Below are 13,569 nucleotides of genomic sequence, written 5' to 3'. Positions count from 1 at the left end.
ATCGCATACCGAGCGTGCATGCCGTCGACGATCACGAGGACATACGGCCAGCAGATGCCAAGGTCGACAGTCGACGCATGGCCCGGGGCGGGTGCCGGGCTCCGGCGGTGCCGCGTCCCCCGATTCGTGGCTGCCCGCCGACCCCGCCCGCCCCGGTGCCCCGCACACGACACCCGACCCCGGAGGCGCCCGCCGATGTCCGCCATACCCGCCGACCTCCCCACCCCGACCACCGACGAGGACCCGAAGCCGTACCCGGCGCTCCACCTGACCGACGAGGCGCTGCTACACGCCTCCCTGCTGCGGCTGCTGGACGGCCGCGACGACCGGGCCGCACGCCTGGCGTCGCTGCGGGTGCTCGGGTCCGCGTACCGCGGGTTGGGGTGGCGCCCCTGGCACGCGGCGCCGATTGGCGCCGCGCTGCTGGCTGCGCCAGGCGTGTGCCTGCGGCGGGCCTGGCGGCTGGTGGAACGGACCGCCGCGCGGGTGAGCGACGGCCCGGCCTGGTGGCCGGCCGAGGTGATCGGCCACGACCGCGATGTCGACACGATCGCCGCGCTGACGGTACGGCCCTTGCGGCGCCTACCGTTCCGTGCCGGGCAGGCGGTGCCGGTGTGCACGCCTGGCCGGCCGGGGCGGTGGCGGTGGTTGTCGCCGGCCAACGCGCCCCGCGCGGACGGCACCGTCGAGTTCCACGTCCGCGCGCTGGCCGGCGGGTCCGTCTCAGGGAGCCTGGTCCACGAGGTACGCCCCGGCGATCTGCTTTACCTCGGCCCGCCGGCCGGTTCCGGCCTGGAGTTGGCCGGCGGTGCCGACGATCTGCTGCTGGTGGCCGGCGGCACCGGCCTGGCGCCGCTGCGCGCCCTGGTCGAGCAGGTCGCCGAAGCGCCCGTCGGTCGGCGGGTCACGCTGGTCGTCGGCGCGCGCACGTTCGCCGACCTGTACGACGCGATCGCGTTGGACAAGCTCCAGCAGGCGTACGACTGGTTGCGGATCGTGCCGGCGTTCTCCGACGACCCGGAGGCTCCACCTGCCGAGCAGGGCACCGCCATCGGCCTGGCGATCCACCACCACCGGCCCGGCCAGCACGTGTACGCGTGCGGGCCGCCCGCGATGCTTGCCGCCGCCCGCCGCTGGCTGCCCATCGCCGGCGTGCCCGCCGACCGCCTGCACCTGCCCACGCTCGGGCAGCGATGACGGGCCGGCCGCCGCATCATGAACATCGACAATCGACGTGCCGAAAGTGCAGGCCGCAATTGGCAGTCGGAAAGAACCGGCGCTGGAAATTCCACGGCACCGGTTACCGATTGCGCGGCGGTGAAAATATCGGCATGGCGACAGGTGTGTCCGCCGCGACCCCTGGTGATCAGGGAAGATGCCTTCCTATTCTGGTTGGACAGAGGGGATTATCAATGTCCAGCGGGGGGTGTGGAATGGCGTTTTCGCGTGCGTACCGAATGGTTTCGGCCGCCGTCCTCGGCGTTTTCCTGATCGTTTCCGGCGGCCCCGCGCCAGGGATGGCGGCGGCGAAGCGCGAGATGACCGACTACCTGGCGGCGCATCCGGGTGGGGTGCCGGTGAGCGCCAACGAGATCAGCTACGGCGACGGCGCGGTGCTGGTCACGCTGCGCGCGCCGGTCGGGACCTACGCGCTGGCCGACTGCCCCTACGGGTGGTACTGCTTCTACGACCGGCCCAACTTCGGCTATCCCCGGGGCAAGCTCTCCGACTGTGGTCGGCAGAACCTCGCGACCTGGCAGTGGCAGTTCCGGGTGGCGTCCGCGCACTACAACATCTCCAGCGGATCGGTCACGTTCTACTACGGCACCACCGCGTTGTTCAGCGTCGGCGCCGGCAACCGGGTTCGTGCCGACGCCGCGCCCTATCGGGACTGGGCCAACTACGTCAACCGCCCTTGTTAGTCGGCTTCGGATCGGCGCACGGCCGGTCGACGATGGTCGAGGTTCGCCCGCTGTCCAGGAACAGGTAGGAGGCGAGCGTTTCGTTGCCGGCGCCGATCTTCTCGTGACTGAGCAGCCGGCCGGTCTTCTCGTCGAACTGCAACGTCTCGCGTTGACCTTCACCGTTGTCGGCGCTGATCGCGTACCCGTCCCGGCCGGCGCGGTCGGGGTAGCTGCCACTGTCGATGGTGCCCTCGGTCCTGGCGAGCAACCGCAGCAGCGTCACCCGCTGCGGCACCGAGAGCGGCCAGAACTGGTGGAACTCGGCGACGAGTTCCAGCAGGCCGGCCGCGTTGCGCAGCTCTGGCGGCCTCGCGTCCAGCAGGCTGGCGACCTGCGCGCGCAGCTCGGCCGGATCCTCCGACGGCGACGGCGGCACGTCGGTCAGGTCGCTCGGGCCGAGCGGGGAGACCTTCGCCCGGGATCGTCGGCCGTGCTCGACGGCCTGGACCGTGCGTCGACCGGTGCCCTCCCGGGTCCACCAGAACCGCTCCTCGCGGAACCGGTCCGGCCTGTCCGAGTGCGGCTCGAGGTCGTTCGGTGACCACACCCGCAGGCAGATGTGGGCGTACCGGCCCCGGCTCGGCGGCTCCGACCGCTGCGCCACCCGGGCAGCGATCCGGTCGAGCTGCACGCCAGGGCCCACCGGCTCGAACGGTGTGCCCGCACGGTCGTCGTCCCGGCTGGTCGGCGGCGTCTCGGTCCGGTTGGACGGCGTCACCGGCGGCCGGATGCCCCGGTCCGACGGGCCTTCCGCCGCCATCAACGGCAGGAGGCTGGTGCCGAACACGGCGAGGGTCACCGGGACCATGATCCGACGTCGGGTGCCGTTCCCGGCCGATGGCCGACCGACGCGTGAGCGCCACATCCCGCCGACCCGGTCCGCTGCGGCATTCCGATTGCGCTGGTGGGGCGGCCTCCCGGCCGGGCCCGGGTCGAGGGCGGGCGCCGCGTTGCGCGGCTGAGCCAGCGTGGCGCGGTGCCGCCCCGGTGTGCCCGGATCGTGCCCCCCGCCGGGAAGCTGGTACCAGCCGGAGGGCCGGGCCGTGTCGAGTGGCCGGGGCGACGGCACCCCGATGCCGGAGGCCGGCGGTGTCACCTTCCGGTGGTGCTCTTCGCGGTGCGCCTCCAGCAGGTACGCGGCCAGGCGGAAGCACCACCGGACGCCGTCCGGACTGACGTTGTCGTAGGTGGTGGTGGCGAGTGCATGGACGATCAGCGACAGCCGGAACTGCGTACGCCACTCCGGCCGCCAGTTCCCGTTGTCGGCGTAGGCCAGCCCGGCCTCGTGCGTGAGCCGCACGATGTCGGCAAGCGCCCGCGGCAGTTGGCTCGGCGCCGGCTGGTCCGGCCGCACCAGGTAGCGCAGGAGCGGCTCGGTCTGCCTGGGTGGCAGGCCGGGCGGCCACGCCCCGTCCGGACCGGGTCGCGGCGCCACCCACCGCAGGACCATCGACATCAGCAGGGCCGCCGGGTCGCGGGACAGCGACGCCCGACTCTCGTACGACTCCAGATCGATCATGAAGAACGTGCTGGGTTGGGGTGTGCCGTCGACGGTCGCCGGGATCAGCAGGTTCCCGCCGTGGAGGTCCCCGTGGGTTCGCCCGACCAGATAGCGGATGCGGAGGTCGCCGAAGAGCCCGTCCGGTTCGGCCAGCCGCAACGGGTTCGGCAACATCCTGCCGTCGATGTCCAGCCAATCCCCGTCGAGATCGCCAAGCCTCAGCCGGTCGGCGGCCGAGCGGATCGCCTCCAGCGACTTTGTCACCGTCAACTCGCGCTCGACGTACTCGCGCACCGTGGTGGAGGTGGTGGACGGTCCGCCGTCCTTCGTCGGGCGGTTCCAGTCCGTCGGCAGGGCGGTGACCACCTTGCGGCAGGCCGCGACGAGGAGATCGTCGTCCTCGATCTCGTCCATGGCGACCACCGGGTCGCCACCGTTGGCGACGTCCTGGAAGGAAAGGTGGCGATCGTCGCTCGTCCGCTGCCAGCCGTGATGGTCCTTGACCATGTGCCGCTTGGCGAAGCCACCTCCCTCTGCCTTCGCGCGGTTGTGCCGGCCGGACTCGGGTGACTCGCTCTCGCCGGCCGGATGCACCTTGACCAGCTTCTTGCGGTCGCCGGTCAGCCCCGGGCCGGTGGGGCCTCCCAGGCTGATGGCGAACAGATAGGCGGCGGTGTATCCACGCCTGGGTTCTTCCTGTGGCAGCACCTCGGCGGTGCCGCCCTTGCTGGCCGCCCACTCCCGCAGTGCCGCCAGCACGGGTGCGTCCTGCCGGAGCCAGGGCGGTGTGGCATCGAGACCTTCGTCCATCGTGGGTCGTTGAACTTTCTGGTGATGAGGGGTGTGGTCGAGATTCGTTGAGTGCCGGCTCAACGTACCGGACCCATCCCAAAGTACCCACTACCTCGCGGGTCGGGATGTATCCATACTTATTGGTAGTTCAGTGATCACGTTAAGGTGTGATCAAGAAGCGGACAGTAACATCTAGTGGCTTGGATGTACGATCGGGTCGGCGGACCGGGAGGTTGACGTGACGGACCGGACTGATTCCCTGCTCAGGCGTCAGGTCGACCCGGCCATGATGTCGCTGCTGCGGGCCATGTCGGTCTGCCACTACCGCGCCCAACGCCTCGACGCGCTGCGCACCACGGTCTCCGTCGTCATCGCCGGCGCCGGCGCGACAGTCGCCTTCACCGGCGTGTCGGCCACCGCCGTCACCGCGCTCGGCGCGCTCTGGGCCGTGGTCAACGCGCTCGGGCTCGCCTCCTGGTCGCGCGGGCAGCTCCGGCGGGCCGCCACCATCCAGGAGATGTTCGACGTCGACCTGTTCCGCCTACCGTGGAACGCGGTGGTGGCCGGCGACCGGGTCGCCGCGCACGAGATCAGCCGACTCGACCGCGCGTTCCGGGGCACCGAACGCTACCTGCGCGACTACTACGAGATTCCGGAACTGCCCGCACCGTACGACGTCCTCGCCTGCCAGCAGCAGAGCCTCGGCTGGGGCGCGCGGCTGCGCCGCCGCTACGCGTACACCGTGCTCGTCGCGGTGGCGACCTGGACGGCGGTCGGCGTCGGCTACGGGGTGCTCGCCGGCCTGACCGTGGCGCACCTGCTGCTCGCCTGGTTCGTGCCGTCGCTCGGCGCGCTGCTGCTCGGCGTCGAGATCTACCGGGGGCAGCGCGAGGTCGCGGTCGAACGCGACCGGGCCATGGTCATCGTGCACGGTCACATCACCTCGGCCGTCCGCGACCCGTCAGCCGGCGACCTGCTCACGGTGGCCCGCCAGGTGCAGGACCTGCTCTTCCACAGCCGCTGCACCCAGCCCCGCGTGCCGAACTGGTTCTTCCGGCGGTTCCACGCCGCCGACCGGGTCGACTTCCAGTCCACCATGGCCGGCCTCGGCCAAGTGCTGCACGCGCCCGCACCCGCGGCGCGACTTGACGGGTGAGCACGGGGCCGCGCGGAGCGCCCGACGCCGGTACCGTCCCTCAGGTGCCGCACACCGAAGACCCGCTGGCCGGGTTCACGCCGGCCCGGGCGTACACCAAGGATGTCGTCGCCGCCGCGCCCGCCGCGCCCGGCGTGCACCTGGTGCTCGACGGCGGCGTGGTCGCCTACGTCGGCCGCACCGGCAACCTGCGCGCCCGGCTGCGGCAGCACCTCACCGGCAAACCGCGACTCGTCGGTGCTGCACGAGCAGGTCGGCCAGCTCCTCGACACGCCAGGCCGCGCCGCGACCCGCGACGACATCGCCGGGTGGCTGGGGCGGTGCGAGGTCCGCTGGCAGGAGACCGACAACCCCGAGGGTACGAAGGAAGCGCTGGTGTTGGCGCTGCGTCCCCGTTTCAACCGTCAGGTGCCCCGCTCCCGCTGATGGTGGAGATTCACTTCAGTTCGCGAAACTCGAAGGCGCCACCGATTTCACGCTGGCTATTCTGAGTGCTCGATTCGTGACTCTGAGGAGTTGATGATGGTTGGTCGATGGGAAGCGGAACCTGCTGCCACGTTCGCCCGTCGCCTCGGACGGTCCGCCGCCGAACTGGGCGAGAGCGGCGGCACGACCACCTGCCCCGACATCTGGGAGCTCTCCAACGGTGACGTGGCCGTCATCGGCCGCGACCTCACCACCGCGTACGACGGACGCCTGCCGGAGGGTGTCAGCGTCGGTCCCGACGAGCGGCTGGTCGTCATTCCGCGCAGCATGATCCGGGCCGCCAAGCCGGACATCCCGGATGCGTGACCTGCTGCGGGCGGCATCCGCCCGACAACTGAGCCTGCCTGAGTACGAGGCCGACTTCTACGCCACGGTGGAGACCGTGGACGGGGTGATCCTCAAGACCGAGCGGGCCCAGACGTTCCGTGAGCCGGGCAGCCCCAGTTGGGAGGCGTTCGCGGCCGGTCGGTGGGACGAAGCGCTGCGGATCGCCGCCCAGCCCGATCCCGACCTGGCCCAGTTCTTCGCCCGCCTCGACGAACGGGGCTCCGGTCTGCACCGGCTGAGGATCGTGGAGCTTCCTCTTACGCCGTACCTGTTCTGGGAGTTCAACTTCCTCCGCTTCCGCGCCGAGGCGGGGGAGCAGATCCGCGTGCTCGACGCGGGGGCCGTGTCGGAGCTGGAGCGGACGCACGGCCAGGTTCCGGAGCTGATGGTGGCCGGCAGCCGCGCCGTCTACAACGTCCGCTACGACGAAGCAGGGGCTCCAGTAGGCGCGGAGAAGGTCGTCGAGCCCGAGGCCGTTGACGGTTGCCGTACGCAGATCCTGGCCTTCCTCGACCAGGCCGAGCCGTTCGATTCGTTCTTCCGTCGGGAGGTCGACAGGGTGAAGCCTCTCACCGCCCTCTCGTAGTGGCCTGCCTTCACCCGAGATTTACACGCCGGCTGCGTCAGGGTTTCAAGATTGGCTACCGTCGGTCTCGCATCTGCGGAGCGTGAAACCATGCATCCCTGCCGAGTGCGCCGAGATAGATGTATGACATGCCCCGGTCCCTATCGTCGATCGGGGTGAAAAACTCGGCGGCCTCGTTGATGTAGAACCGGCCGCCCCGATGTCCCTTGACCCTCTTTAGCCGGTGGGCGAGCCCTCGGGCCGCTTCCTGCCCTACGACGGTTGACAAATACTCCCGGCGGGTGCCCTGCTGGCTGGTTCCGATGCGTCGGAAGATGTCGTCGCCGCCAGACGTCAGGGCGTGCTGGATGCCCACGTGTGGACCAGGCCAGCGCTCGCCGGGTGCCAGGCCCGACGGTGCGACCGGGCTCAGTGTGCGGCCGTCGAAGTCGAAGTCCAGCAGCTTCCGATACGTGCGGACGTAGATGCTGCCACCGCCAGCTCGGGGAACCAGGACATGGTGGAACTCGTTGATGTAGAAGATGCCGCCATCTTCGCCGGATTCCTTGTACTTGACCTCGTTGACCTGGGCGATGAGCTTTCTGTGTCGCTTGTTGGTCCGCAGGTGCTCCCCGCTGCTGTCGCGGTAGATGAGCCGGACTTCCCAATCACCGGTCGGGCCACGAACAATCGAATACTTGGCATCTTTGTTGCTGTTCGACGGTGACAATCCGGGATAAGGCTGGGGCACTCTCGCTCCTGTGGCAGCGCATCGACTCGACGCCGGCCGTACGATCGCCAGATGAGACCGCCGGGGCGCTCGGCGAGCCTAGGTGCGTCGGAGCGCGTCCGTCCATAGCGGAGCGTGGGTGAACCTGAACATTGGCGGTCTTCCTGACGTACGTGGCCCGAGGTATGAACCAGCCCCGTCAGGATGGCCAGGAGAAGCCACCCGGAACGTAGGCGAGGAAACGCCGTTGGCTGGCTTCGAGATACCATGCCTGACCATCGCTACTGACAAAGAAGCCAATTCCTCTGTCAAATAACTGACGCCACCCTTCCAGCACCCGACGCGCGTTCGCCACAAGTTCTGCGGGTGCTGCTTCGTCGGTCCGAGCGAACTCGGTCAGCCCACCCGGCAGGCGCCGCTCGATGACGCCACCCCTCTTCTGTCGGAGGCGAAAAGCGCCACCGTTCTTGTCGACCTGCCGACGAAGTGGCGTGCCTGGTGTCAGCGTGCTCGGGTCCGGGCCGCCGTCGTCCGACGGCAGCGCGTCTCGAGGCTCGGCCTCGAAAGGCTTGAGGAGTTGCCCGGCAACGTAGGGCAAGACTCCGTTCAGGCCGTCGCCCCAGACGAGGACAAGACGATGGGCGGGAGTGATCCGGAAGCGTCCCCCGGGGCGGCCCCGGACCAGTTCGACCAGCGACGCGACGTGCTGAGGATTACGGATCAGGGCACCCGAACTGTTGGTGACGGTACCGAGTGTGTCGACGGAATACTCCTGACCGCTGAGCATCCCGTGCCACTGAATCGGGGTGTCGGGGGCCCGCTGGCCCAACCTCTCCCACTCCTGCTCCTCGGTCGGCCGAGGGGTGGCGGGCGATTCCGGCATTCGTTCCTTCGCCTTCTCCGGGTCGAGAGACCAGCGCCAGTAGTGGTTCGCGCCCTCGCCGGTGAGGTCGGCCCAGTCCTCCTTGGCGTAGATCTGCTCGTCCACCGTGCCCGCGACGTAGATGAGGTGCATGTCGGCGTGCTTGCGCGGAGCAGAGCCATCGAAGCGGCGACGCAGCACCCTGCCGAGTGCCTGGATCCGCTGGCGAACGCTGGAGGTCGCCGCGACCGACACGCCGAGGTCTGCCTCCGGTACGTCGATGCCTTCGACCAGCGACTTCACGGAGACCAGGATCTGCGCCTGGCCGTGCCGAAACGCGTCCAATGCCGCCACCCGTGTTCGGGCGGCCAAGCGGGAATGCTCCAGCACGACGGATGTTCCCGTCAGATGCTGCCGCAGGTGCTCGTACAGCTCCTTTGCCTCACCAACCCGCTCGTGAAACATCAGTACGCGGCGGGCTGTATCCGCCCGGAGAGCTTCTTCGATGATCTGGTGGGCCACCCGGCCGCGTTCGAGGGCGCGGTAAAGCAGATCCTTCCGCCGCGTCGCGGCGGCCATGTATCTGCGGGCGACCGCGGCCACCTCGTCCCCACGTCGCTGCAACTGCTGCACTCGCCCTACCTCGAAGCCGAGCGAGCGCAGTTCGTCAGCGAGATCATCCACCTGCCGGCTTATCTTGTCGTACTCACGCCGTTCCTCATCGATGAGTTGGATGCCATGGTGATGAATCTCGTAGTCCGGCAGCCAGCCGGCGACACGTGCGTCGCGCAGGGTGAAGCGGTGCACGACGGGACCGAGCCCCTGGCCGACGAGTTGCTCGTCGTAGCGCAGAGGCTGACCTGACTCATCGAGTTCGTCGCGATCCGGGGTAGCAGACAGGCCGAGTCGATAGTCGGCCTTCGTGTCCAGCACCCGGGAGAAGGTTCGCGCTCCCGCTCGATGGCACTCGTCGACCACCAACATCAGAGGTTGTGCGGTCTGCGCCGCAGCGGGAAGTTGCTTGGCGGCGGTGTTCAACACCGCTACCAACGCCCTGCAGCGGGAAAGATTAGCTGAGCCTCCGGCACCTAGCAGGCCGATCTCGGGTCGCTCCAGGTTCGTGTACCGCTCCAACGCAGCCTGCCACTGCCGGGCCAGCGCCTCGGTGGGAACAACCACAGCCAGCCGCAGTTCGGGATCGCGTTCGGCCGCGCGCGCGGCGCAGGCGAGCGCGATCAGCGTCTTCCCACCACCGGTGACGATCTCGAATGTTCCCCGGTGCGCGCCACCAGTGCCACCGACCCACGCCTCGACGGCTTCTGCCTGCCAGGGCGCCAGTTCGAAGCCACGGGTCCTGATCACCGAGTCTCCCAGCGTGAACGAGTCGGTTGTGGTGCCGCTGACGCTACAACGAGCACGACGGTCGCGGGCCGGCCTGGCACCAACTCCAGTTAGCGGATCCGCGTACTTGATCGGGCCGGCAGTCCGGCGGCGGCCGAGTCTCGGCGGCGTCCAGCTCAGCCTCGGGGTCGGGCCGCGCGCAGCGCGTCGACCACCACCGCCCACCGGCTCGGCGTCATCTCGTCCGGGGACCGCAGCACGTCCCCGTCGTGCACCACCGCCCCCGCCTCCCGCAACAGCCGTAGATTCGGCGCGTAGGCCGGATGCGCCGACAGCGCCGCGTTCACCCGGGGGAAGACGTGGATCGGCAGCCCGGTGCCGAGCAGTTCGTTGAGGATGCCCAGCGCCAGCGTGTCGCTCGCGCCGGCCGCCCACTTGTTCAGCGTGTTGAAGGTGGCCGGCACGACCGCGGCGGCGTCGGCCGGCGGGTGCGGTTCGGGGTCGCCCGGCCGGCGCCACTGCACGCGTACCGGATGACCGGTCTGCGCGGCGAGCGCGTCACGGTCGAGCCAGCTTCCCGCGACCGGGGTGGCGATGAGGCAGACCCGCCACCCGTCGGCGGCGAGCAGGTCGGCGAGTTCGCCGATCCGCTGGGCCGGCGGAGCGGCGCAGACGACGAGGTGGAGCACCGGCGCGTCACTCATGGTCGTCAGTCTTACCCGGAAACGCTCCCGCCCGAGCACCCTCGGTGGGTGCTCGGGCGGGCGAGGTGTTAGGAGGGGGCCCCTCCTATACCGGAGGCGTTAAGAGGGGGCCCCGCCTTTCTGCACTACGCCGTTGACCTTCAGCGTGTACGGGGCATACTGCTGGACCTGCTCGGTGGGCTCGTCGTAGGCGACCACGGCGACCACCTTCGGGAAGAGCGCGAGCAGCGCGAGCTGGGCCCGGTTGAGCGTCAGGCTCGACTTGCCGTTGAACTCGAACTGCCAGGCCAGCGAGTGCTTCTCGTCCAGACCGACGAGCCGCACGTTCCAGTTGTGCACCGCGATCGGCTTGATCTCGGTGGGCGAGTCGAACGCGGCGAGGCTGCTGCCGTCGCTGACCGTGGTGCCGCCGAGCGTGACGTCGTCGACGAGCAGGCCGCCCTCGTTGACGCCGCCGTCGCTGACGTAGCGGAAGCCGAGCAGGATGTTCTTGCCGGCGTACGCGGACAGGTCGAAGCTGTGCGGCTCGAAACCGTCGGTGGTGCCGTTGAGCGCCGGGCCGAGCGGACCGTCGGTGGTCTTGTCGCCGGCGACCGCGGTGTAGGTGGCGCCGCCGTCGGTGGAGACCACCACGTAGCCGTAGTCGAAGCCGACCTCCGCGCCGTACTTGGCGAGGAAGCGCAGCGTCGGGTCGGCGGTCGGCACGGTGACCGGGGTGACCGCGGCGGCGTCGGTGTTGTCGGCGTTGCCGGAGAACAGCACCGGGTTGCCGGCGCGGTCCGGGTCGTTCGTCACGACGGTCCAGGCCAGCGGCAGCGACGGCAGCGTCTTCGCGCCCTGGAACGACAGCGACCGCAGGTCACGGCCGCGCAGCACGGTGCCGTCGGCCTTCGCCAGCGGGACGTAGTCGGCGCCGTTGGGCGCCGCGCCGGGCGTGGCGTACGCGGCCGGGTTGGCCAGGTTGACGGTGGAGCGCAGGATCTTCGTGGTCACCCGGCTCTTCGGTACGCCGAGCATGATGCCCGTGCGCGACTCCCCGACGATCTTGTCGACCAGCGTCATGGTCTGGTAGTCGTGGATCACCTGGTACATGTTCTTCGCGCCCTCGGCCTTGAGCGCGGCGTCCAGGCTGGCCAGCCCCTGCAGGTCGGCGTCGTTGTGCAGCCGGTGCACGATGTCGTTGCCGTAGCGGTCGTACAGGAACTGGATGAACGCGTACGCGTTGCCGTAGTCGGCGAGCACCGCGTTCGGGTTCGGGTTCTCGCCCCACAGGTTCAGCGAGTTCTCCGGGCCGCCGCAGTCGCGCGGGTTCGCGTTGTACGGCGTCTGCACCGTGCCGAAGCCCTGCTGGCAGTAGAGGTGGCTGTCCGCGCCCCGGTCGAAGACGGTCGCCTTCGTGTCCACGTACCCGGTGAGCGTCTGCGCGAAGTCGGACAGGCCCTCGTTCATCCAGGTGGTCTCGAACGGGTCGCTGTAGTAGTGCGCCAGGTGTTGCCACTCGTGCGCGAACGTGCCCTCGTAGCTGAACGGGCGGGCCGGGCGGCTGGTGCACAGGTCGTCGGTCGGCTCGTCCGGCGGGTTCGCGCCGGTGCGGTGCAGCCAGTCGAACGCGTCGACGGTCATCACGTTCCGGTCGAACAGTTCGTTGAGCTGCGCCGAGAAGAAGCCGGCGATGTAGGTCGGCGCGGCCGGGAAGTCGTAGAAGTTGTCGTCCCGGACGTTGTCGATCAGGGTGACCGTCTTGTTGCCGCCGCCGGTGTAGTCGCCGCCGTTGCCCTGGGCGTCCGGCGGGATCTGGGCGTTGCTGCCGTCGCGGTCCGGTGGCCGGCTGAACGCCACCGTCTCCTTCGGGTACATGTTCGTGTCGAACTCGTGCACGAAGCTCTGCACCTGCGCGTCGGTGATCTGCGTCGACGTGGGGATCTGGTTGCGGCAGTCGTCGGCCGGAAACGCGATGTCGTTGGCGACCCACACCTCGACGTTGTCGCCGACGCCGCGCAGCGTGTAGTCCTTGCGGTAGTAGCTGCCCTGGAAGTCGTCCATGCCGAGCCACTGCCGAACGGTGCCGACCGGCGGGGTCGGCGCCGCGGCGGCCTTCGAGCGGGCCTGGGCGCGCTTCTGGTAGCGGGCCGGGGTCTTGACCGGCTTGCCGTCGAGCGTGAAGTCCTTGCGGGTCAGCTCGCGGGTGTCGTCGGTGGCCGGCGTGGCCTTGGCGGGCACGGCCTGTGCGGGCGCGGCGGATGCGGCCGTCGCGGGCAGGACGCCGAGGAACGGTAGGACGAGTGCGATGGCTGCGGTACCGGCGATCCGGCTGCGTGCCATTGGCCCCCCTTGTCGGGTGTGCGGAATCCGGCCGACGGGGTCACCGTCGCGTGCGCCGGAGAGACATTCACGTCGTTCGTACGCCACACTGTTGCCTTTGGCAACCAGTCGAACGTGTTAAGAAGGGGCCCCGCCTCTACCGGATGCGTGAAGAAGGGGCCCCGCCTTGCAGGTCGTGGAGAGTGTGCTGCGTGACGTGCGCGAGGGCGCGCACCGGGGCGTCGTCGTCGACTCGCCGCCCGGCGCGGGCAAGAGCACGCTCGTCGTCCGCGCCGCCGCCGAGCTGGCCGTCACCGGGGACCCGCTGATGATTGTGGCGCAGACCAACGAGCAGGTCGACGACCTCATCGACCGGCTCGCCCGGCGGGCGCCCGAGCTGCGGATCGGCCGACTCTCCGCGACCGACTACCGGCCCAGCGAGCGGGTCACCGGCCACGGGACGGTCCGGGTCGCGGCGAAGGTCGCCGACCTCGGCGGTCCGGCCGTCACCATCGGTACGGCGGCCAAGTGGGCCACCGTGCCCGAGGGCTCCTGGCCGTGGGCGATCGTGGACGAGGCGTACCAGATGCGGGCGGACGCGCTGCTGCGCGTGGCCGGTCGGTTCGAGCGGGCGCTGTTCGTCGGCGACCCCGGGCAGCTCGACCCGTTCTCCGCCGTGGAGACCGCCCGCTGGACCGGCCTGACCTGGGACCCGATGCAGTCGGCGGTGGCCACGCTGCTGCGGCACAACCCGGACCTGCCGGTGCACCGGCTGCCGGTGTCGTGGCGGCTGCCGGCCTCCGCCGCGCCCGTGGTGTCCGCGGCGTTCTACCCGTTCAC

General features: G+C 69.8%; 12 protein-coding genes. 7 read left to right on the top strand and 5 right to left on the bottom strand.

The window, feature by feature from the left end; translation table 11 throughout:
• The first annotated feature begins 195 nt into the window (after positions 1–195).
• Positions 196–1,197, top strand: a complete 1,002-nt coding sequence (locus tag TPA0908_RS30570) for an FAD-binding oxidoreductase (protein ID WP_281943858.1) — start codon at positions 196–198, stop codon at positions 1,195–1,197.
• 341 nt (positions 1,198–1,538) lie between these two features.
• Entirely contained in the window at positions 1,539–1,922 is a 384-nt protein-coding gene (locus TPA0908_RS30565) for a hypothetical protein (RefSeq protein WP_281943856.1), read from the top strand.
• Here TPA0908_RS30565 and TPA0908_RS30560 read toward each other — a convergent pair.
• Positions 1,906–4,275: a hypothetical protein gene (locus tag TPA0908_RS30560; RefSeq protein ID WP_281943855.1), complete on the bottom strand. Its 2,370-nt coding sequence runs from the start codon at positions 4,273–4,275 to the stop codon at positions 1,906–1,908. The genes TPA0908_RS30565 and TPA0908_RS30560 overlap by 17 nt on opposite strands.
• A 220-nt stretch (positions 4,276–4,495) precedes the next feature.
• On the opposite strand from TPA0908_RS30560, the gene TPA0908_RS30555 reads away from it, so the two are divergent.
• The 4 genes from TPA0908_RS30555 (at position 4,496) to TPA0908_RS30540 (ending at position 6,812) form a co-directional block, all read left to right on the top strand.
• A complete protein-coding gene (locus tag TPA0908_RS30555; RefSeq protein ID WP_281943853.1) occupies positions 4,496–5,413 on the top strand; it encodes an S-4TM family putative pore-forming effector in 918 nt (305 codons plus the stop codon).
• 237 nt (positions 5,414–5,650) lie between these two features.
• Entirely contained in the window at positions 5,651–5,839 is a 189-nt protein-coding gene (locus TPA0908_RS30550; RefSeq protein WP_281943852.1) for a hypothetical protein, read from the top strand.
• 96 nt (positions 5,840–5,935) lie between these two features.
• Complete coding sequence (locus TPA0908_RS30545) at positions 5,936–6,205, top strand: hypothetical protein (protein ID WP_281943850.1); 270 nt, start codon at positions 5,936–5,938, stop codon at positions 6,203–6,205.
• Positions 6,198–6,812 carry a DUF6879 family protein gene (locus tag TPA0908_RS30540; RefSeq protein ID WP_281943848.1) on the top strand — a complete coding sequence of 205 codons (615 nt, stop codon included), beginning with the start codon at positions 6,198–6,200 and terminating at the stop codon, positions 6,810–6,812. Before TPA0908_RS30545 ends, TPA0908_RS30540 begins: the two co-directional genes overlap by 8 nt.
• A gap of 55 nt (positions 6,813–6,867) precedes the next feature.
• Here TPA0908_RS30540 and TPA0908_RS30535 read toward each other — a convergent pair whose 3' ends face one another.
• The 4 genes from TPA0908_RS30535 to TPA0908_RS30520 all read right to left on the bottom strand — a co-directional run bounded on the left by TPA0908_RS30535 (position 6,868) and on the right by TPA0908_RS30520 (position 12,750).
• On the bottom strand, positions 6,868–7,542 hold the full coding sequence (locus TPA0908_RS30535) for a hypothetical protein (protein ID WP_281943846.1): 675 nt from the start codon (positions 7,540–7,542) through the stop codon (positions 6,868–6,870).
• Positions 7,543–7,720: 178 nt separating this feature from the next.
• The gene (locus TPA0908_RS30530; protein ID WP_281943844.1) at positions 7,721–9,745 is read right to left on the bottom strand and encodes a DEAD/DEAH box helicase; all 2,025 of its coding nucleotides are present in this window, start codon (positions 9,743–9,745) and stop codon (positions 7,721–7,723) included.
• A gap of 155 nt (positions 9,746–9,900) precedes the next feature.
• On the bottom strand, positions 9,901–10,428 hold the full coding sequence (locus TPA0908_RS30525; RefSeq protein WP_281936227.1) for a flavoprotein: 528 nt from the start codon (positions 10,426–10,428) through the stop codon (positions 9,901–9,903).
• A gap of 99 nt (positions 10,429–10,527) precedes the next feature.
• Positions 10,528–12,750 carry a choice-of-anchor J domain-containing protein gene (locus TPA0908_RS30520; RefSeq protein ID WP_281936225.1) on the bottom strand — a complete coding sequence of 741 codons (2,223 nt, stop codon included), beginning with the start codon at positions 12,748–12,750 and terminating at the stop codon, positions 10,528–10,530.
• Positions 12,751–12,916: 166 nt separating this feature from the next.
• Here TPA0908_RS30520 and TPA0908_RS30515 point away from each other — a divergent pair.
• On the top strand, positions 12,917–13,569 hold a 653-nt coding region (locus tag TPA0908_RS30515), incomplete at its 3' end, for an AAA family ATPase (protein ID WP_281943842.1).

This window comes from Micromonospora sp. AKA38 (genome assembly GCF_027925725.1).
Lineage (GTDB): Bacteria > Actinomycetota > Actinomycetes > Mycobacteriales > Micromonosporaceae > Micromonospora.
The sequence above is the reverse complement of the archived record's forward strand: the minus strand, read 5'-3'. Positions and strand labels throughout refer to the sequence as shown.